Raw genomic sequence first — 20523 nt, 5'->3', positions numbered from 1 at the left:
CTTGCGTCACCGTCTGCTGCGCGGGCTGCTGGCGGTGGCGCTCGGCGCCGCCGCCCTGCTCGTCCCGGACTCCCCCGCGGCCCGCGCCGCCGGGGCGTCCGGGGCGGGCTGCGACCCGCTGGCCCCCACCGAGTGCCTGCTGCCGTTCCCGAACGACTGGTACACCCGGTCCGATCCGGCCACCGACACCGGCCGCCGGGTCGCCTTCGACACCGCCGCGCTGCCGTCCGGCGCCGCCGGCCGTCCCGTCGACCCGACGGCCTGGAACCGATCCGACGGCTTCTCCCCCGGCTCGACGCTGATCGCGCACGTCCCCGGCCTCGACCCGGCGGCCACCGGCGCGGCCCCGCTCACCGACATCGGCCGCTCCCTGGCCCCGGACGCACCGGTCGTCCTGCTGGACACCACGACCGGTCGGCGGTGGCCGTACTGGGCCGAGGCCGACGCCAACGCCACCGACCCCGCCCGCCGGGCCCTGCTGATCCACCCCGCCCGCAACCTCCACGAGGGCCACCACTACGCCGTGGCCCTGCGCGGCCTCCGGGACCGGGCCGGGGACACCATCCCGGCCGACGCACCGTTCGCGGCCGTCGCCGGAGCGGCCCTGCCCGCCGGGCACCCGCTGCGCGCCCGGCAGGACCGACTGCGGCCCGCGCTGACGGCGCTGCGCCGGGCCGGGGTACGGACCGAAGGGCTCTACCTCGCCTGGGACTTCACCGTCGCGAGCACCCGGAGTCTCAGTGGTGACCTCTTCGCCGTACGCGACGACGCGTTCCGCCGGCTCGGCGGCCGGTCACCGGCGTACACCGTCACCGGTGTCACCGACTTCACCGTCGAGCAGGACCCCCGGATCGCCCGCGAGGTGACCGGACGGATCGAGGTGCCCGGCTATCTGGACAAGCCCGGCGGCCCGCCCGGCTCCGTACTGCACCGCGGCCGCGACGGGCTGCCCCGGCACCTGGCGGGCAGCACCCAGACCGCCGAGTTCCGGTGCGAGATACCGCGCTCCGCGTTCCGGTCCCCCGCACACCCGGCGCTCTACGGGCACGGCCTCCTCGGCCGCCGGGCGGAGGTCGGCGCGGGCAACGTCAAGGACATGGCGGCGGAGCACAACTTCGCGTTCTGCGCGACGGACTGGATCGGGATGGCCGAGGCGGACATCCCCGTGGTGATCGGCGCGCTGACCGATCCCAGCCTCTTCCCGGCCGTCCCCGAACGCACCGAACAGGGCCTGCTGAACGCCCTCTTCCTCGCCCGCGCCCTGATCCACCCCGCCGGGCTGACCGCCGATCCCGCCTTCCGCGACACGGACGGCCGCCCGCTCGTCGACGTCCGGCACGGCATCGGCTACGACGGGAACAGCCAGGGCGGAATCCTCGGTGGCGCCCTGCTCGCCGCCTCGCCCGACATCCGGCGCGGCGTCCTCGGCGTCACCGGCATGAACTACGGCCTGCTCCTCAACCGCAGCGCCGACTTCGCGCCGTTCCAGCAGGTCCTGGACGCCTCCTACCCGGACAAGCTGCGCCAGCAGATCGTGCTCCAGCTCTTCCAGATGGTCTGGGACCGCGGCGAGACCAACGGCTACGCGGCCCACCTCACCGACCGCCACCAGGTGCTGATGCACATCGCGTACGGGGACCACCAGGTCGCCAACGCCGCCGCCGAGGTGGAGGCGCGCACCATCGGCGCCCGGCTGATCACCCCGGCCCTCGCCCCCGGCCGCAGCCCGGACACCGTCCCGTACTGGGGCATCGGGCGACTCGGCGGCACCCAACTCCCCCACCGGGGATCGGTGATGACGGTGTGGGACAGCGGAACCCCTTCCCCGCCGGTCACCAACACCCCGCCCACCGGTCCGCAGTACGGCCACGACCCGCACTCCGATCCCCGCAACTCGTCGGCCGCGCGTCGGCAGAAGGCCACCTTCCTGACCACCGGACGTGTCATCAATGTCTGCGGCACCGCACCGTGCACCGCCGCCCCCACCTCCTGACCCCCCGCCACGCCCCGACCGGGGCGCAGACAAGGAGCACCATGCGCACGCACCGCATCGCCCAGGCAGCCGTCGCGGCCGCCCTGCTCACCGGCACGCTGCTCGCCCCGCCCGCGCTCGCCGCCACCACCGACGGCGCCCCCGCGGCGGGCGCGCGGGCCGCCGCACGGGCCGCCGTGCCGTTCACCGCGGCCACCGCGAAGCGCACCGCCGACGGCGGCTACACGCTCTCCTGGGCGTCCGGCGCCGGATCGGTCACCGTCACCGCCACCACCTCCCCCGACGCCACCACCGGCACCCCGGTGGGCACCGCGGCCGGCACCGGCTCGCTGGCCGTCCCCGCCGGGACCCTCGCCGGGCCCGCGCGCTGGTACTTCCGTCTGGTACCGGACAGCGGCTCCCCGCTCGTCGTCGCCGAGCGCTCGGCCGGCATCGACTCCGCCCGCAACTTCCGGGACATCGGCGGCTACCGCACCACCGACGGCCGCTGGGTGCGCCCCGGCCTGGTCTACCGCTCCAACAAGATCAACAAGCTCAGCGACGCCGAGCAGCAGCAGCTGCTCTCCCAGCGCCTCACCCTCGACATCGACCTGCGCAACGCCGTGGAGCGGTACCAGGACCCGGACCGGCTGCCCGCCGGGGTGACGTACCAGGTCGCCGACGTGGTCTCGCTCGACCACGGCATCCGCTTCCACGACTCGGCGCTGATGACGCTGGCCGAGGCCATCGCGGCCGGGCTGTTCTCCGGCTCGTCCGACCTCGGCCAGTCCATCGGCTATCCGTTCATGGTGAACTTCGTGGGCGCCGACTACGCCTTCCACGACCTGGTCACCGCCGTCGCGAACAACGACTCCGGCGCCACGGTCTACCACTGCAGCTCGGGCAAGGACCGCACCGGCTGGAGCACCGCCGTCCTGCTCACCCTGCTCGGCGTCCCGCGCGAGACCGTCGAGGCGGACTTCCTCGCCAGCAACGACTACCTGGGCAACCCGAAGGCCGTCGAACTGAGCTGGCTGCGCGCCGCGTTCGACCAGGTCGACAAGATCTACGGCGACTTCGACAGCTACGTCCGCAAGGGCCTGCGGATCGACGACGCGACGGTGGCCAAGCTGCGCGCCAAGCTCCTCACCGACTGACGCGCCGCCCGCTCCCGGCGTACCGGCGGACGGCGCTCCCGTCCTTCAGTACGCCGGGTACCGGTCGGCCGGCCAGGCCACCGTGTCCTCGAACTCCAGGCAGAGGTCGTCGGCCAGCTCGCCGATGACCGCCCGGCCCTCGGTCGCCACCAGCCAGGACGCCGGAAGGTGCACGTCGCCGTGGCGGGCACCGAGCAGATTGCCGCAGACCGAACCGGTGGAATCGCTGTCGCCCGAGTGGTTGACCGAGAGCCGCAGTGCCTCGGCGACCTGGTCCGCGCCGGGCAGCACCAGCGCGGCGTACACGGCGATGGCCAGCGCCTCCTCGGCCACCCAGCCCGCCCCCAGGCTCTCCACCTTCTCGCCGGTCGGCGCGCCCTGCGCGGCCAGGTCGAGGGCGGCCCGCAGCGCCGTGGAGGTCTCCTCGTGGCCCGGGTGGCGGCGCAGCAGCTCCATGGCCCGCAGCACGGCGCCCTCCGTCGAGTCGCCCTCCAGGAGGTGGGCGACGATCGCGGCGAAGGCCCCGGCCGCGTACGCGCCGGTCGGGTGGCCGTGGGTGATCTGCGCGCACCAGTAGGCCAGCCGGAACGCCTCGTCGGGGTCGAGTCCCACCAGCCCGAAGGGGGCCGAGCGCATCACCGTGCCGCAGCCCTTGGAGCCCGTGTTGACGGGCCCGTGCCCGCCGAGGCGGTCGGCCGGTTCGGGGACGTGGCCGGTGGCGAGCCCGGTCAGGCAGGCGTTGCCGGGGGCGCGGCGCGCGTAGAGCCAGGGCTGCTGCCTGAGCCAGCCGGTCCGTACCGGGTTGTCGCCGCCCCGGGCCGGCGGCGCGGGGTGGTTCTGGGTGTCCAGCCAGCGCAGATAGGCGTTCCGCACGGTACGGGCGGTGGCCCCGCCGTCGTTGTGGCCGCCCCGGCCGGTCCCCTTCGCCATCGCCAGGGAGTGGGCCCTGATCAGCGCTTCCGCGGTGAACAGGGTCATCTGCGTGTCGTCCGTGACCCGTCCGACGACGCCCTCGTCGTCCGGGAGGAGCCCCGGAACGCCGTGCTCACCGTGGGCGCGCCGGATCCCGGCCAGGGACAGGAACTCCACGGGGTTGCCCAGCGCGTCCCCGACCGCCCCGCCCAGCAGACAGCCCCGGACCCTCGCCCGGCGGCCGGTGCGGTCCTCCCACGATGTGCCGTTCACGCGCGTTCCCCTCGATCAGACGTCGCCCTGCGCCGAAACACCGCCGCGGGTCCATCCTGGTAGGAGAGGCGATGCGCCATGCGTACCGGCAATGAACCGCTGACGGCCCGCAGCCCGTTGCGGCTGCGGCTCTGGCTGAGTCTATGGGGCCTGGCCTGGGCACTCTTCGGCCTGGTCGCCTTCACCCTGGCCGACCGGGACGGCTGGGCCGTCGCCTGCGGGCTGCTGCTCCTGCTGGTCCTGACGGATCTGGTGGTGATCGTCCACCACATCCACCAGGGCCCGCACTACCAGCCCGGCCGCAGGATCCCCCCGTACGAGCCCGACCACGGCGGACGCGGGCGGTACGGGCACTGAGCGGGGCCGGCGCGCGGTGGCGGCCGCCCCCCGCTCAGTCCTGTGCCGGGAAGCGGGCTGCCTTCAGGTACTCCGGGTTCGGGTCCAGCGCCGCCGCCAGCCGGAAGTGCCGGGCGGCCCGGTCGGTGCGGCCGGACCGCTCGAAGGTGCGGGCCAGCGCGAAGTGCGCGAAGGCGTTGTCCGGCTCGCGCTCCAGGACCAGCTCGAATTCCAGCTCGGCGGGGCGCAGCTGGGCGGCGGCGAAGAAGGCGCGGGCCCGCAGCAGCCGGGCCGCGGTGTTCTCCGGATGCGCCGCGATCACCGAATCCAGCAGCTTCACCGCGCCACGCGGGTCACGCGCCTCCAGCAGCCGTTCGGCCGCGCGGAAGTCGATGACGTCGGTCTCCGGGGTCCTCTCGGGCACGCTCTCGTCCTTCCTTCCGGGCCTCGCGGTCGCGTCGCACACGCGACCCGGCCCCGTCGGATCTCCAACACCCGCCCCCGGCCCGGTATTCCGTACGGGTCAGCCGGCCTCGGCGGCCCGCCGGGTCAGCTCCGCCCAGACCTCGCGCACCTGCGGCTCCAGCCCGGCCAGGGGCCCGTCGTTGTCGACGACCAGATCGGCCACGGCCCGCCGCTGCTCCCGGGTGGCCTGGGCGGCCATCCGGGCTCGGGCGTCGGCCTCGGTCATGCCGCGCAGCCGCACCAGCCGGTCGAGCTGGGTCGCGGGGCTCGCGTCCACGACGACGACCAGGTCGTAGAGGGGCGCCAGACCGTTCTCGGCGAGCAGGGGCACGTCGTGGACGACGACCGAGTCCGGCCCCGCCGCCCGCTCCAGCTCGGCGGAGCGGGCACCGACCAGGGGGTGCACGATCGCGTTGAGCGCGGCGCGCCGGTCGGCGTCGGCGAAGACGATCGAGCCGAGCTTCGGCCGGTCCAGGGCGCCGTCGGCGGCGAGCACCTCCTCGCCGAACTCGGCGACCACGGCGGCGAGCCCCGGGGTCCCCGGCTCGACGACCTCGCGGGCGATCCGGTCCGCGTCGATCAGCACGGCCCCGTACTCGACGAGCAGCCGTGACACTTCACTCTTGCCGGCGCCGATCCCGCCGGTCAGGCCCACCTTCAGCATGACCGGAAGCCTAGTGCCCCATGCCCGGGGCACGGCGGTCGGGAACGGTCAGACATCGCCCTCGCGCTCGGCCAGGAAGCGCTCGAATTCCAGGCCGATCTCGTCGGCGGACGGCAGGTCCACCGGCTCGGCGACGAGATTGCCGCGGCTCTCGGCCCCGGCGACCGCGTCGTACTGGTGCTCAAGGCCCTCAACGAGCGAGACCAGCTCCTCGTCGCCCTGGCCGATCTGCCGCTCGATCTCGGTCTGGGTGCGGTGCGCCTCGGTGCGCAGGGCGTGGGCGACGGCGGGCAGGACCAGGCCGGTGGCGGCCGTGATGGCCTCCAGCGCGGTGAGTGCCGCGTCCGGGTACGCGGAGCGGGCCACGTAGTGCGGGACGTGGGCGGCGACGCCGAGTACGTCGTGTCCGGCCTCCATCAGCCGGTACTCCACCAGGGCCGCCGCGGAGCCGGGCACCTGCGCCTCGTCGAAGGGGGTGCGGTGGCCGGGCATGAGGTCGGTGCGGTTGCCGTGCGGGGTGAGACCGACGGGGCGGGTGTGCGGGACGCCCATCGGGATCCCGTGGAAGTTCACCGCGAGGCGGACGCCGAGACGCTCGACGATCTGCTCGACGGCGGCGGCGAAACGCTCCCACTCCACATCGGGCTCGGGGCCGGACAGCAGCAGGAACGGCGCCCCCGTCGTGTCCTGCACGACGCGGACCTCCAGCGTCGGGGTCTCGTAGGCGGTCCAGCGGTCGCGCCGGAACGTCAGCAGCGGGCGCCGTGCACGGTAGTCGACGAGGCGGTCGTGGTCGAAGCGGGCCACGACCTGGTGCGGCAGCGAGTCGAGCACGTTGTCCACGATCTGCTCGCCGGTCTCGCCCGCGTCGATGTAGCCGTCGAAGTGGTAGAGCATGACCAGGCCGGCCGACTCCTGGGCGAGCGCCATGTCGACGACGGCCAGGCCCTTGGGCTCCCATTCGTACAAACTCTGCGGATCAGGCACGGTTACCGCTCCTCCTCGTATTCGTCGGGAAGAACGTCCGGCAGCGCGCATGCATTCCCGGACTGTGCCCCTTCACCCGCCGGTTCATGCCGGGCGGCGCACGGAAGCGCCGGAGCGAGGACAACGGTACTCGCACGCCCCTGCCCCGATCCCTTCCGCACCGGCGCCCGGAAGCAGCCGCGTTGACCACCAGGAACCCGAACAGCACAGGGAATCAACGGAGTTGAGAGCCGAACGGGACCACCACCACCGGCAACGGGCCACACCTAACCTCACCCGCCCCACGCGCACCACACATGCGTTCCCGCCTTCGCCCGGAGCACCGGACCGGCGCCCCGCCGGGCATTGGTCCAGACATTGACACGGCCGCACCGCGTCCCTACCGTCACTGGGCAGCAAGTTCAGAGACTCGCCCCACATTCATGTACGAGAACCTCGAACTCCTTCGACGGGAAGGCACCCCCCATGCGCACCCGCACGCTGCTCCCGGCCCTGCTGGCCACCGCCCTCGCCACCGGCGGCCTCGCCCTCGCCTCCACCACCGCCACAGCGGCCGGTGCGGCCGCGGTCGTCGACGTGAGCACCGCCGCCCAGCTCAAGTCCGCCCTCACCGCCGCCTCTCCCGGTGACACGATCCGGCTCGCCGACGGCACCTACACCGGCAACTTCAAGGCGACCGTCCCGGCCACCGCCGCTGCCCGGATCACCCTCACCGGCTCGGCCAAGGCGGTCCTCACCGCGAGCGGCGGCTACGGGCTCCATCTCAACGGCGCCTCCTACTGGACCGTCCAGGGCATCACCGTCACCGGCGGCCAGAAGGGCATCATGGCCGACGCCGCCACCGGTGTCGTCATCGACTCGGTGACCGTGCACGGCCTCACCATGGAGGGCGTCCACTTCCGCACGTCCAGCAAGGACGGCGTCATCAAGAACTCCCGGATCTACGACACCGGGCGGGACGGACGCGGCATGGGCGAGGGCGTCTACGTCGGCACCGCCAACGACCTCTCCGACCGGAGCGACCGGGTGCAGATCCTGAACAACACGATCGGGCCGGGGGTCGGCGGCGAGAACGTCGACGTCAAGGAGGGCACCACCGGGGTCAGGATCGTCGGCAACACCTTCGACGGCAGCGGGCTGACCGGCGCCCACTTCGACGACTCCTGGGTCGACGTGAAGGGCAACGACGTCCTGGTCGAGAACAACAAGGGCACCCGTACCAGCAACAACGGCTACGAGACCCACACCCAGCAGAGCGGCTGGGGCTGCGGCACCGTCTTCCGGAACAACACCTCCGACCTGACCGGCGCCACCGGCGACAAACGCCTCGCGGTCAACGTCACCAACTACGGCTCCGACTGCCCGACCACCGTCTACGGCAACAACACGGTGACCGGCGGCAAGGGGCTGACCAACATCGCCGTCACCCCGTAGCGGCCCGCGCGGACGCCCGCAGACACGCATGAGGCCCGCTCCCCGAAGGGAGCGGGCCTCACTTTCAGCTACTGCGGTCGATCACCGACCGGAGGGGGCAGAGCGTCAGCTCTGGCCGCCCGCCAGCTTCTCGCGCAGGGCGGCCAGGGCCTCGTCCGACGCCAGGGCGCCGGAGTTGTCCGCCGACTCCGAGGAGTACGAGCCGCCACCGTTGCCGCCGGAGGCGGCCGGGGCACCACCGGCCGGGGCGGCAGCGCCCTCGGCAGCGGCGGCCTCGTCGGCCTCGCGGGACTTGATGACCTGGGCCTGGTGCTGCTCGAAGCGCTGCTGCGCCTCGGCGTACTGGGTCTCCCACGCCTCGCGCTGCGCCTCGTAGCCCTCGAGCCAGTCGTTGGTCTCGGGGTCGAAGCCCTCGGGGTAGATGTAGTTGCCCTGGTCGTCGTAGGACGCGGCCATGCCGTACAGGGTCGGGTCGAACTCGACCGAGGCCGGGTCGGCACCGAAGGACTCGTTGGCCTGCTTCAGCGAGAGGCTGATGCGGCGGCGCTCGAGGTCGATGTCGATGACCTTGACGAAGATCTCGTCGTTGACCTGGACGACCTGCTCCGGGATCTCCACGTGGCGCTCGGCCAGCTCGGAGATGTGGACCAGACCCTCGATGCCCTCGTCGACGCGCACGAACGCACCGAAGGGAACGAGCTTGGTGACCTTACCGGGAACGACCTGCCCGATCTGGTGCGTGCGGGCGAACTGCTGCCACGGGTCTTCCTGCGTCGCCTTGAGCGACAGCGAGACGCGCTCGCGGTCCATGTCGACGTCGAGGACCTCGACCGTGACCTCCTGGCCGACCTCGACGACCTCGGAGGGGTGGTCGATGTGCTTCCAGGACAGCTCGGAGACGTGCACGAGACCGTCGACGCCGCCGAGGTCCACGAACGCACCGAAGTTGACGATCGAGGAGACGACGCCGGAGCGGACCTGGCCCTTCTGCAGGGTCGTGAGGAAGGTCTGGCGGACCTCGCTCTGGGTCTGCTCCAGCCAGGCACGGCGGGACAGGACCACGTTGTTGCGGTTCTTGTCCAGCTCGATGATCTTGGCCTCGAGCTCCTTGCCCACGTAGGGCTGGAGGTCGCGGACACGACGCATCTCGACGAGGGAGGCCGGCAGGAAGCCACGGAGGCCGATGTCGAGGATGAGACCACCCTTGACGACCTCGATGACGGTACCGGTGACGATGCCGTCCTCTTCCTTGATCTTCTCGATCGTGCCCCAGGCACGCTCGTACTGAGCGCGCTTCTTGGACAGGATGAGGCGACCTTCCTTGTCCTCCTTCTGGAGAACCAGGGCCTCGATCTCGTCGCCGACCTTGACGACCTCGTTCGGGTCGACGTCGTGCTTGATCGAGAGTTCGCGGGAGGGGATGACGCCTTCGGTCTTGTAACCGATGTCGAGCAGGACCTCGTCCCGGTCGACCTTCACGATGACGCCGTCGACGATGTCGCCGTCGTTGAAGTACTTGATCGTCTCGTCGATCGCGGCGAGGAAGGCTTCCTCGTTACCGATGTCGTTGACCGCTACCTGCGGGGTGGTGGCGGTGGTCTCGGTGCTGCTCGTCATGTGGGAAAGGGCTCCGGTACGGACAGTGAGTCGTAGGTACTGCTACGCCGGGAGCCCGTATCACCTCTGCCGAATTCCGGACAGCTCGGGAAGCGCCCGCCCCGCTCGGCGGGAGGCGCCTCGTGAACCGAGGGGCATGCAACAGATGCGAGCGCGGCCTGCTAGGTCTGAGGCGCGCAGGCTCGCGGCGCAACTTGTAGCATACGGGGGCAGCCGGGCACGGTCAATGCGCGAAGGCGCACACCGGGGGCGCTCCGGCGCATATCAGGCACAACTCGTGCGCCCCGTGGCCGGATCCGTACCGGAAGAATCCGTGGGCACGGGCACCGTACTCACAAGTACCCCCTGGTGCGTGCCGCATGCGGCGGGGTGAAGGCAAACTACAACGACGGACACGATGAGCCAAGAGATCTACGCGGCCGAACCCGAGGCGACCCGCCGCGCGGCGTCGGAGACCGAGAGCAGCCGGGCCAGTCGCGGCTGGTGGGACCGGAACGCGGACGAGTACCAGAGCGACCACGGCGACTTCCTCGGCGACGACCGCTTCGTCTGGGGTCCGGAGGGGCTCGACGAGGCGGAGGCCGGGCTGCTGGGCCCCGCCGCCGCGCTGCGCGGGCTGGACGTCCTGGAGATCGGCGCCGGGGCCGCGCAGTGCTCGCGCTGGCTCGCCGCCCGCGGGGCCCGCCCGGTGGCGGTGGACCTCTCGCACCGCCAGTTGCAGCACGCCCTGCGGATCGGCGGCGGGGTTCCGCTGGTGGAGGCGGACGCCGGGGTGCTGCCGTTCCGGGACGGCTCCTTCGACCTGGCGTGCTCCGCCTACGGGGCGGTGCCGTTCGTCGCCGACCCGGTGCGGGTCTTCCGCGAGGTGCGCCGGGTGCTGCGGCCGGGCGGCCGCTGGGTCTTCTCGGTGACGCACCCGGTCCGCTGGGCGTTCCCGGACGAGCCGGGACCGGAGGGCCTCTCCGTCGCGGCCTCCTACTTCGACCGCACGCCCTACGTCGAGCAGGACGAGCGGGGCGAGGCCGTGTACGTCGAGCACCACCGGACGCTGGGCGACCGGGTGCGGGACGTGGTGGCGGGCGGTTTCCGGCTGGTGGACCTGGTCGAGCCGGAGTGGCCGGCCTGGAACCACCAGGAGTGGGGCGGCTGGTCCCCGCTGCGCGGCAACCTCATCCCGGGCACCGCGATCTTCGTCTGCGTACGGGACTGAGCCCCGCCCCTCCGCGTACCGGGCCGGTCCGGCGGCGTACGAGACTGGGGGCGTGATCCGTACCGACGCCCTGGACCAGTTGCCCGTACGCACCGCGCTGCCCGCCCTGGAGCGGGCGCTCGACGACCGCGGGACGGCGGTGCTGTGCGCGCCGCCCGGCACCGGCAAGACGACGCTCGTCCCGCTGGTGCTGGCCGGGCTGGCCGGGGGCGGCCCGGTGCGCCGGGTGGTGGTCGCCGAGCCCCGGCGGATCGCCGCGCGGGCGGCGGCGCGGCGGATGGCCTGGCTCCTCGGGGAGCGGGCCGGTGAACGGGTGGGCTTCACGGTGCGCGGGGAGCGCGTGGTGGGGCCGGACACGGTGGTGGAGGTGGTGACCACCGGGGTGCTGCTCCAGCGGCTCCAGCGCGACCAGGAGCTGGCCGGGATCGACGTGGTGATCATCGACGAGTGCCACGAGCGGCACCTGGACGCGGACACGGTCGCCGCGTTCCTGCTGGACGTGCGGGAGACCCTGCGGCCCGAGCTGCGGCTGGTCGCCGCCTCCGCGACGACGGACGCGGCGGGCTGGGCGCGGCTGCTGGGCGACGCCCCGGTGGTCGAGGCGGAGGGGGTCGCGCATCCGGTGGCGGTGGTCTGGGCGCCGCCCCCGGCCCCGGTCCGGCCGCCGCACGGGATGCGGGTCGATCCGGCGCTGCTGGCGCATGTCGCCGCGACGGTGCGCCGGGCGCTGGCCGAGCGGGACGGGGACGTGCTGTGCTTCCTGCCCGGCGTCGGCGAGATCGGGCGGGTGGCCGGGCGGCTGGCGGGGGTGGACGCCGAGGTGCTCCAGGTGCACGGGCGGGCTCCGGCGGCGGTGCAGGACGCGGTGCTGGCCGGTTCGTCCGGCGGGCGGCGGGTGGTGCTGGCGACCTCGGTGGCGGAGTCGTCGCTCACGGTGCCGGGGGTGCGGGTCGTGGTGGACTCGGGGCTGGCCCGGGAGCCGCGTACCGATCATGCCCGGGGGCTGAGCGCGCTCACCACGGTGCGGGCCTCGCGGGCGGCGGGGCGGCAGCGGGCGGGCCGGGCCGGACGGGAGGCGCCCGGGACGGTGTACCGGTGCTGGACGGAGGCGGAGGACGGGCGGCTCGCCCCGTTCCCGTCCCCGGAGATCCGGGTCGCGGACCTGGCGGCGTTCGCCCTCCAGGCGGCCTGCTGGGGCGATCCGGACGCCTCGGGGCTCGCGCTGCTCGACCCGCCGCCCGCCGGGGCGATGGCCGCGGCGCGCGAGGTGCTGGCGGCGATCGGCGCGGTGGACGCGGACGGGCGGGTGACCGACCGGGGCGTACGGATGTCCCGGCTCGGCCTGCACCCCCGGCTCGCACGGGCGCTGCTGGACGGTGCGGGCGAGGTGGGCGGGCTGCTCGCGGCCGAGGTGGTGGCGCTGCTGAGCGAGGAGCCGCCCCGGGAGTACGGGGACGACCTGGCGGCGGCGCTGCGCACCGCGCGCCGGGGCGGGGACGGCTACGCGGCGCGCTGGCGCCAGGAGGTGCGGCGGCTGTCCGCCTCGCTCGGCGGGATGTCCGCGGGGCGGCACCCGCAGGACGCGGCGGTGGGGCTGGTGGCCGCGCTGGCCTTCCCGGAGCGGGTGGCGCGGGCCCGGGGCGAGGGGGCCTTCCTGATGGTGTCGGGGACGGGCGCGCAGACCGGGGAGGGTTCGGGGCTGCGCGGTGCGCCCTGGCTCGCGGTCGCGGTGGCCGACCGTCCGGCGCACGCGGCGTCGGCGCGGGTGCGGCTGGCCGCGGTGGTCGACGAGGGGACGGCGCGGGAGGCGGCCGGGCATCTGTTCCGGGCCGGCGAGGAGGTCCGCTGGGCGGACGGCGACGTGGTGGCGCGCCGGGTGGAGCGGCTGGGCGCGGTCGAGCTGGCGGTGCGCCCGTTGCGGGATCCGGCGCCCGGCGCGGTGCGCGAGGCGCTGGTCGAGGGCTTGCGGCGGGAGGGCCCGGGGCTGCTGCGCTGGTCGCGGGAGAGCGAGCAGTTGCGTCAGCGGCTCGCCTTCCTCCACCGCGAGCTGGGCGAGCCGTGGCCCGAGGTGTCCGACGGGGCGCTGCTGGAGTGTGCCGGGCAGTGGCTGGAGCCGGAGCTGTCCCGGGCCCGGCGGCGGGCGGACCTGGCCCGGATCGACGCGGGGCAGGCGCTGCGGCGGCTGCTGCCGTGGGCGACGGGTGAGGCGGTGCGGCTGGACGAGCTGGCGCCGGAGCGGATCGAGGTGCCGAGCGGTTCCCGTGTCCGGGTGGAGTACGGCGGGGCGCAGCCGGTGCTCGCGGTGAAGCTCCAGGAGCTGTTCGGGCTGCGCGAGACGCCGAGGGTGGCCGGGGTGCCGGTGCTGGTGCACCTGCTGTCCCCGGCCGGCCGCCCGGCGGCGGTCACGGCGGATCTGGCGTCGTTCTGGCGAGACGGATACCGGGCCGTCCGGGCGGAGCTGCGCGGCCGCTACCCGAAGCATCCGTGGCCCGAGGACCCGGCGACGGCGGAGGCTACCCGGTTCACCAGCGCGCGGCTCAGGCGGGAACAGGGGTAGCGGCGGGCGCCTCCTCCGGGGGCCCGTCCCGGCGGCGGGAGCGGGCCTCCAGCCACAGGGCGAGGGCGAACAGCGCGGTCCCGAGGGCGAGGAAGCCCCAGGGCAGGTACGAGGTGAGCAGCAGGACCAGCAGGCGCTGGGACGTGACCAGGTCCACGATGGACTCGACGTAGTCGGGACGCATCTTCACGTGCCCGGCGAACACGGTCATGGTGTCCTCGGGCATTCCCATCTTCCTGGCGTTGCGGAGCTCCTCCCTGTGGATCTCCTCGCCGTTGACGGGGGCTCCGGTGACCGGGTCCACCCAGAACATGCGCTTGGTGGTGTACCAGCGGGTCATGCCGGTCTTGGCGATCTGCTCCGGGCTGACGCCCTGGATGGGCATCTTCTTCGGCATCGGGACCCTGGTCCACGGGATGGTCTGCTCGAAGTAGTAGACCTCCAGGCCGTGGAAGGTGCGGGTGCCCTTGTAGTGGATGGGCGAGCTGGTGCGGGCCTGGGCGTCGAAGTACTCGTAGTCGCGCTTCTCGGTGAGGAAGGGCCATTTGAACTCGATGCCCTCGCGCCGGACGGGGTCGCCGTCGACCATCTCGCCGGTGGCGTGGACGGGCGCCTGGCTGTGCGCGTCGAAGATGTAGCGCTCGGGGATCTCGGAGACCATCTTGCCGTCCGGGCCGACCACGTAGCTGAGGGCGTCCCAGACGACGACGTCGCGGCCCGCGTCGCGTTCGATGCGTTCGGACTCCTCGACGTTGCCCTTGAGGGTCTGCACGATGGTGACCTTGGGGACCTTCTTCACCTTCATGCCGTCGTTGTAGTCGAGGAGGGTGGCGGGCTTCGCCTCCAGCACCGTCTCCTGGTACTGGCTGGGCGGGATCTTCGCCAGTCTGGGGAAGGCGTACCAGCGCAGCAGTGGTGACAGGGCGGCGAAGAAGACGGCGAACGCCAGGAGGACGAGGCTGGCTCGGCGGCGCATGGTGCCACCCCCTAGTTCTTGGGGCCGGGGACGGTGGTCAGCAGGGGTTTGGGCGAGGTCTTTCCGGGCGGGGCGCCGATCGCGCTGATGGTGAGGACGAGCGCGAGGGCCGCGGCCAGTCCGATGGCGGCGGCGACGAGAGCACGCATGCGGGTCCTCCCGGAGAACATCGATCTGATGGGTCGTCAGGGTTGGGGCACCGTAGCAACGCGGGCGCGAGATGAGAACACGTGCAGCAGCCCCTCTGCCGGGTGGCGGCAAAGGGGCTGCTGGGGGTGGTGCCGTGGGGCGGGCCGGGTCAGGCGGTGGACTCCTTGGGGCTCGCGGTGGCCGTGGGGGTCCCGGTGGCCGAGGGGCTCGCGCCCGGCGCGGGGGTGGCGCCCGTGCCGGAGCTCTCGCCGGGCGAGGGGGTCGCGGTGGGCCCGGAGTCCTCGACCTTCAGCTCGACGACGAGCGTGGCGCCGCCCTCGGCGGTGAGGCGCAGCTTGAAGGTGCCCTCGGTGTCGTCGGCGTAGATCTTCGGCAGTTCCAGGGTGCCGTCGGCGCCGGTGCGCAGGGCGGTGAGGGTGCGGACGGGCTTGCCGTCGGCGTCCTTGAAGTAGGGGCCCTTGTCGTTCTCGGCCGGTTCCTCGGCATCGGTGATCATGGTGGCGGTGACGGTGACACCGGCCACCGCCGCGCCCTTGTAGGTGGCCTTGATCCCGACGGTGTCGGCGAACCCGGCCCCCGGGGCGGCGGTCAGCTCCTTGTCGCCGGTACGGGCGATCGCGTCGGCGCGCCGGGCGGTGACGGCGGCGGTGTACGTGACGGGCGGCAGCGAGCTGCCGGTGACCGAGGCCCGCACGGTGAACATGCCGGTCTTCTCACCCGCCTTCAGCACCGGGGCGGTGGCGGTACCGTCGGCCGCGGTGCGCACGACGGCGGTCTTCTTGCCGCCCGCGAAGGCGGCGTCGGTGTCGCTGGTGATGGTGAAGGTCACCGACACCTTGGCGAGCGGGGCGCCCTTCTTGTTCTCGGCCCGCACGGCGATCCGTTCGGCGAAGGCGTCGCCCGCGGTGGCGGTCAGCTTGCCGGTGCCGGCGTTCTCGATGCCCGCCGGGGTGTCGGACGGGGTGGGCTTCGGATCGGGGTCCTTCGAGCCGCCGCCCGGCTTCGAGGGCTTCGGCGGCTTCGCGCCGGAGCCGGGCGTCTTGGACGGCGAGGGGGACGGGCCGGTGCCGGAGCCGAGGTCGGGCGGGAGGGCCCCGGTGCCGTCGGGGACCTCGTGGGTGCCGCGCTTGTAGTAGTCGAACCAGGAGCGGACGGTGCGCAGATAGGCGTCCGAGTGGTTGTAGCTCAGGACCGCCCGGTCGAGGTCGGCGGCGAGCGACAGGTCGCGGGAGCCGGCGCAGAGGTAGCGCCCGGCGGCGAGCGCGGCGTCGTAGACGTTGTTGGGGTCCTTGCGGCCGTCGCCGTTGCCGTCCTGGCCCCAGGTGGCCCAGGTGGACGGGATGAACTGCATCGGGCCGACGGCGCGGTCGTGGGTGCTGTCCCCGTCGTAGGCCCCGTTGTCGGTGTCCTTGATCATCGCGAAGCCGCGGCCGTCGAGGACCGGGCCGAGGATCGGCGAGAAGGTGGTGCCGTTGCCGTCGACCCGGCCGCCGCGCGCGTGGCCGGACTCGACCTTGCCGATCGCGGCCAGCAGCTGCCAGGGCAGCCGGCAGGCGGCGTCACTGGCGCGGACGGTCCGTTCGGCCTTCTTGTACGCGGCCAGCACGGAGGCGGGGATGCCGGATTCCGCGCTGCCGGTGACGGGAAGGCCGGCGGACGCGCCGGGCCTGTCCGGCGTGTTCAGCGGGGGAAGCTCCGTGTAGTACGGCGAGTTCCCGGTCGCCGCGCCGTTCTCGGGCTCGGGCGAGGTGCCGGTGGCCTGCGGGTCGTCGCTCCCGCCGCCGACCAGCGTGGTTCCGGGGGCGCCCGATGCGGAGAGCGCCGCCACGGCGAGTGCGGCCACGGCCGCCGTGGTCGCCCCCTTGCGAAGCCGGCGACCGAATTGCGCTGCCATAACCTCTGGCCCCTCCCCTTCGACGGGTCCGCGCTCCCCAGCGCCGGACTCAGGCGACCCTACGGCAACTCGTACGGCCAAGACACTGCGCACTGACCGGTTCTTACCTGTTTTTCACGTTCCGGACTGCAAGTTGTACGGCCGTGCCTGGATGCTCCTCACACGTCACCCATACTTGCCGCCATGCCGTTCACACTCAGTCATGCCGCCGCGGTGCTCCCGGGGATGCGCCGGGACGGGACCGCACGGGGGCCGCTGTTCGCCCCGGCGCTCGTGGCGGGTTCCTTCGCCCCCGATCTGACGTACTTCGCGGACTCCGTGGTTCCCGGCGCCATGGAGTTCGGCGAGGTCACCCACGCGGTGTGGGGCGTGCTGACGGTCGATGTGCTGATCGCGGCGGCCGCGGTGGGGATCTGGCTGCTGCTGCGCGACCCCCTGGTGGGGCTGGTGCCGGCGCCCTGGCGGGGGCGGGTGCACGCCTTCGTCCGGGGACGGCCCGTCGCACGGGGGCCGCGGGCGGCCGGGTGGTTCGTCCTGTCGGCGGTCCTGGGGGCGGCCACCCATGTCGTCTGGGACGCCTTCACCCATCACGGGCGCTGGGGGGTGCGCCTGGTGCCGGTGCTCGGCGGGAGCGTCGGCGGGTTCCCGGTGTTCCAGCTGGTGCAGTACGGCAGTTCGGCGGTGGCGCTGGTCGTACTGGGGTGGTTCACGGTCTCGGGGCTGCGGCGGGCCGGGGCGGCGCCGGCGCCCCCGTCCGTGCCGGTGCCGGACCGCCGGGAGCGGTGGGCCGTGGGGGCCCTGCTCGGCGTCTGCGTGCTGCTCGGCACCGTCCACCGGTGCGCCCGCTGGTACGCGTACTTCGGGCACCTCGACACCCCGCTGGACATCGTCCCGACCGCCTGCTTCGGCGCCGGGGCGGGGCTGGCCGCGGGCCTGGTGCTCTACGGGGCGTGGGCCCGGCTGCGACGGCCGCGGCACCCCGCCCGGGAGGTCACCGGACGGGCGGCGGGGTGACGCCCCGGCCCGTCCGGTGACCGTCGCACGGCTCAGTGGGCGGCGGACTCCCAGTCCGTACCGACGCCGACGGAGACGTCCAGCGGGGCGCGGAGCCGCACGGCCGTGGACATCTCGTGGCGCACGATCTCCTCGACCCGCTCCCGCTCGCCCCCGGCGATCTCCAGGACGATTTCGTCATGGACCTGGAGCAGCATCCGGGACTTCAGCCCCGCCCCGGTCAACGCCCGGTCGACCTGGAGCATGGCGACCTTGACGATGTCGGCGGCCGTGCCCTGGATCGGCGCGTTCAGCGCCATCCGCTCGGCCATCTCGCGGCGCTGGCGGTTGTCGCTGTTGAGGTCGGGGAGGTAGCGGCGGCGGCCGAAGACCGTCTCCGTGTAGCCCGTGGACCGGGCCTCCTCCACCACCCGGTGCAGGTAGTCGCGGACCCCGCCGAACCGCTCGAAGTACGTGTCCATCAGGCCGCGCGCCTCGGCCGGCTCGATGTTCAGCTGCTGGGAGAGGCCGAACGCGGACAGCCCGTACGCCAGTCCGTAGCTCATGGCCTTGATCTTGCGGCGCATCTCCGGGTCGACGGCCGACTTGTCGACGCCGAAGACCTGCGAGGCGACCGTGGTGTGCAGGTCCTCGCCGGAGGTGAACGCCTCGATCAGACCGGCGTCCTCGGAGAGGTGGGCCATGACCCGCAGCTCGATCTGGCTGTAGTCGGCGGTCATCAGCGTCTCGAAGCCGTCGCCGACGACGAAGCCGCGGCGGATGGCCCGGCCCTCGTCGGTACGGACCGGGATGTTCTGCAGGTTGGGGTCGGTGGAGGAGAGCCGGCCCGTCGCCGCCACGGTCTGGTTGAACGTGGTGTGGATGCGGCCGTCCGGCGCGACCGTCTTGATCAGGCCCTCGACGGTGACCCGCAGCTTGGCCTGCTCGCGGTGGCGCAGCATGATCACCGGCAGCTCGTGCTCGGTCTGCCCGGCGAGCCAGGCCAGCGCGTCGGCGTCGGTGGTGTACCCGGTCTTCGTCTTCTTCGTCTTCGGCAGGCCCAGCTCGCCGAAGAGGACTTCCTGGAGCTGCTTGGGCGAACCGAGGTTGAACTCGTGGCCGACCGCCGCGTGCGCCTCCTTCACCGCCTGCTGCACCGCACCGGCGAACTGCTGCTCCATGCCCTCCAGATGGGCCCGGTCGGCGGCGATGCCGTGCCGCTCCAGGCGGGCCAGCAGCGCGGAGGTGGGCAGCTCCATCTCGTCCAGCAGCTTGTCCGCGCCGACCTCGACCAGCCGGGTGGTGAACGCCTCGCCCAGGTCCAGCACCGCGCGGGCCTGGGCCATCAGCGCCTCGGCCTCGGCCTGGTCGTCCGCGCCGAAGGCCAGCTGCCCGTCGGCGGCCGCGGCGGGAGCCAGCTCACGGCCCAGGTACTCGACCGTCAGCGCGTCCAGCGCGAAGGAGCGGCGGCCGGGCTTGACCAGGTACGCGGCGAGCGCGGTGTCCATCGTGACGCCGTCGACCGACCAGCCGTGCTCGGGGAAGACCCGCATGGCGGCCTTGGCGTTGTGCATGACCTTGGGCCGGTCCGCGTCGGCGATCCAGGCGGCGAACGCCCGCTCGTCGCCCTCGTCGAGCCGGGCCGGGTCGAACCAGGCGGCCGGTCCGTCCGCCGCGGCCAGCGCGATCTCGGTGACCGAGCCGCTGCCCAGCGCCCAGGCGTCGACCGTGGCGACGCCGAGCGGCTGCCCGCCGTGCTCGGCGAGCCAGCCGGCGAGCTCGCCCGCGCCCAGCACCACGCCGTCCAGCTCGACGCCCGCGGCCGGCGCCGGGGCCTCGTCCTCGGCCGCGCCCGGGTCGACGGCCAGCAGCCGCTCGCGCAGGCTCGGGTTGCGGATCTCCAGGACCTCCAGGACGCCCGCCACGGCCGTACGGTCGTAGGGCGCGCGCTCCAGGTCCTGCGGGGTCTTCGGCAGCTCCACGTCACGGACCATCTCGGTCAGCCGGCGGTTGAGCCGCACCGCGTCCAGGTGGTCGCGGAAATTCTGCCCGGCCTTGCCCTTGACCTCCTCGGCCCGCTCGACCAGCTCGTCGAAGGAACCGAACTGGTTGATCCACTTCGCGGCCGTCTTCTCACCGACCCCGGGGATGCCCGGCAGGTTGTCCGACGGGTCGCCGCGCAGCGCCGCGAAGTCGGGGTACTGCCGCGGGGAGAGCCCGTACTTCTCCTCGACCTTCGCGGGGGTGAAACGGGTCAGCTCCGAGACGCCCTTGGTCGGGTAGAGCACCGTCACGTTGTCCGTGATCAGCTGGAAGGAGTCCCGGTCACCGGTGACGATCAGCACCTCGAAACCGGCCGCCTCGGCCTGCGTGGCCAGCGTGGCGATCACGTCGTCCGCCTCGAAGCCGTCGACCGCGAAACGGTCCACGTACATCGCGTCCAGCAGCTCGCCGATCAGCTCGACCTGCCCCCGGAACTCGTCGGGCGTCTTGGAGCGGTTCGCCTTGTACTCCGGGAACTCCTCGGAGCGCCAGGTCTTGCGGGAGACGTCGAACGCCACCGCGAAATGCGTCGGCGCCTCGTCACGCAGCGTGTTCGCGAGCATCGACGCGAAGCCGTACACCGCGTTCGTCGGCTGCCCCGACCCTGTCGTGAAATTCTCCGCAGGCAGCGCAAAGAACGCCCGGTACGCCAGGGAGTGCCCGTCCATCAGGAGCAGGCGCGGTCGGTTGTCTGCCGTCTTCTTCGATGCCGTCTCAGCCACGCCCCCGATCCTGCCACGGACCACCGACATTCCCGACCGACCGGGCTGCGCGGGGCCCCGGACCACCGCCGCAGGGGGTTCCGCCCCGTCCGGGCCGCTGCCGCTGTCGGTGCCGCGTGACAGGATCGTAGGAGGAACGAGGAACACGGACGGCCGCGGCA

Annotated in this window: 16 protein-coding genes; 7 read left to right on the top strand and 9 right to left on the bottom strand. The window is 73.3% G+C overall.

Annotated elements, in window-relative coordinates:
* Position 1: 1 nt before the first annotated feature.
* The gene (locus ACIQGQ_RS15845) at positions 2-1993 is read left to right on the top strand and encodes a hypothetical protein (RefSeq protein ID WP_402395647.1); all 1992 of its coding nucleotides are present in this window, start codon (positions 2-4) and stop codon (positions 1991-1993) included.
* A 41-nt stretch (positions 1994-2034) separates the two neighbouring features.
* Positions 2035-3129: a tyrosine-protein phosphatase gene (locus ACIQGQ_RS15840; RefSeq protein ID WP_402395644.1), complete on the top strand. Its 1095-nt coding sequence runs from the start codon at positions 2035-2037 to the stop codon at positions 3127-3129.
* A gap of 45 nt (positions 3130-3174) precedes the next feature.
* Here the strand turns inward: ACIQGQ_RS15840 and ACIQGQ_RS15835 are convergent, their stop codons facing one another.
* A complete protein-coding gene (locus ACIQGQ_RS15835; protein WP_402395641.1) occupies positions 3175-4314 on the bottom strand; it encodes an ADP-ribosylglycohydrolase family protein in 1140 nt (379 codons plus the stop codon).
* A gap of 78 nt (positions 4315-4392) precedes the next feature.
* Here ACIQGQ_RS15835 and ACIQGQ_RS15830 point away from each other — a divergent pair, with 78 nt between their 5' ends.
* Positions 4393-4671, top strand: a complete 279-nt coding sequence (locus ACIQGQ_RS15830) for a DUF6343 family protein (RefSeq protein ID WP_402395639.1) — start codon at positions 4393-4395, stop codon at positions 4669-4671.
* Positions 4672-4705: 34 nt separating this feature from the next.
* Here ACIQGQ_RS15830 and ACIQGQ_RS15825 read toward each other — a convergent pair whose 3' ends face one another.
* The 3 genes from ACIQGQ_RS15825 to ACIQGQ_RS15815 form a co-directional block, all read right to left on the bottom strand.
* On the bottom strand, positions 4706-5074 hold the full coding sequence (locus ACIQGQ_RS15825) for a tetratricopeptide repeat protein (RefSeq protein ID WP_402395637.1): 369 nt from the start codon (positions 5072-5074) through the stop codon (positions 4706-4708).
* 99 nt (positions 5075-5173) lie between these two features.
* Positions 5174-5779 carry a dephospho-CoA kinase gene (gene coaE, locus ACIQGQ_RS15820; RefSeq protein WP_402395634.1) on the bottom strand — a complete coding sequence of 202 codons (606 nt, stop codon included), beginning with the start codon at positions 5777-5779 and terminating at the stop codon, positions 5174-5176.
* A gap of 48 nt (positions 5780-5827) precedes the next feature.
* Positions 5828-6766: a PAC2 family protein gene (locus tag ACIQGQ_RS15815; protein ID WP_366294540.1), complete on the bottom strand. Its 939-nt coding sequence runs from the start codon at positions 6764-6766 to the stop codon at positions 5828-5830.
* Between the two features lie 465 nt (positions 6767-7231).
* Here ACIQGQ_RS15815 and ACIQGQ_RS15810 point away from each other — a divergent pair, with 465 nt between their 5' ends.
* Complete coding sequence (locus ACIQGQ_RS15810) at positions 7232-8200, top strand: right-handed parallel beta-helix repeat-containing protein (RefSeq protein WP_402395630.1); 969 nt, start codon at positions 7232-7234, stop codon at positions 8198-8200.
* A 105-nt stretch (positions 8201-8305) separates the two neighbouring features.
* Here the strand turns inward: ACIQGQ_RS15810 and rpsA are convergent, their stop codons facing one another.
* Complete coding sequence (gene rpsA / locus ACIQGQ_RS15805) at positions 8306-9817, bottom strand: 30S ribosomal protein S1 (RefSeq protein WP_352274986.1); 1512 nt, start codon at positions 9815-9817, stop codon at positions 8306-8308.
* A gap of 397 nt (positions 9818-10214) precedes the next feature.
* Between rpsA and ACIQGQ_RS15800 the strand changes: the two genes are divergently transcribed.
* Positions 10215-11027 (top strand): class I SAM-dependent methyltransferase, encoded by an 813-nt coding sequence (locus tag ACIQGQ_RS15800; protein WP_402395628.1) that lies wholly within the window; start codon positions 10215-10217, stop codon positions 11025-11027.
* Positions 11028-11079: 52 nt separating this feature from the next.
* Positions 11080-13584, top strand: a complete 2505-nt coding sequence (hrpB, locus tag ACIQGQ_RS15795; RefSeq protein WP_402395625.1) for an ATP-dependent helicase HrpB — start codon at positions 11080-11082, stop codon at positions 13582-13584.
* Here the strand turns inward: hrpB and ACIQGQ_RS15790 are convergent.
* The 3 genes from ACIQGQ_RS15790 to ACIQGQ_RS15780 form a co-directional block, all read right to left on the bottom strand.
* Complete coding sequence (locus ACIQGQ_RS15790; RefSeq protein WP_402395622.1) at positions 13565-14560, bottom strand: DUF3068 domain-containing protein; 996 nt, start codon at positions 14558-14560, stop codon at positions 13565-13567. The genes hrpB and ACIQGQ_RS15790 overlap by 20 nt on opposite strands.
* A gap of 11 nt (positions 14561-14571) precedes the next feature.
* On the bottom strand, positions 14572-14709 hold the full coding sequence (locus ACIQGQ_RS15785) for an SPW_0924 family protein (RefSeq protein WP_352274982.1): 138 nt from the start codon (positions 14707-14709) through the stop codon (positions 14572-14574).
* Positions 14710-14858: 149 nt separating this feature from the next.
* Entirely contained in the window at positions 14859-16604 is a 1746-nt protein-coding gene (locus tag ACIQGQ_RS15780) for a lytic murein transglycosylase (protein ID WP_402395619.1), read from the bottom strand.
* A 183-nt stretch (positions 16605-16787) separates the two neighbouring features.
* Here ACIQGQ_RS15780 and ACIQGQ_RS15775 point away from each other — a divergent pair, with 183 nt between their 5' ends.
* The gene (locus tag ACIQGQ_RS15775) at positions 16788-17618 is read left to right on the top strand and encodes a DUF4184 family protein (protein ID WP_402395617.1); all 831 of its coding nucleotides are present in this window, start codon (positions 16788-16790) and stop codon (positions 17616-17618) included.
* A gap of 32 nt (positions 17619-17650) precedes the next feature.
* On the opposite strand, the gene polA is transcribed toward ACIQGQ_RS15775, so the two are convergent.
* Complete coding sequence (gene polA, locus ACIQGQ_RS15770; RefSeq protein WP_402395614.1) at positions 17651-20362, bottom strand: DNA polymerase I; 2712 nt, start codon at positions 20360-20362, stop codon at positions 17651-17653.
* Positions 20363-20523: the final 161 nt, after the last annotated feature.

It is taken from the genome of Streptomyces sp. NPDC092952 (assembly GCF_044754785.1).
In the GTDB taxonomy this organism is placed as follows: Bacteria; Actinomycetota; Actinomycetes; order Streptomycetales; family Streptomycetaceae; genus Streptomyces.
Note: the sequence above shows the minus strand (reverse complement) of the source record. Positions and strands in the feature narration are given on the sequence as shown.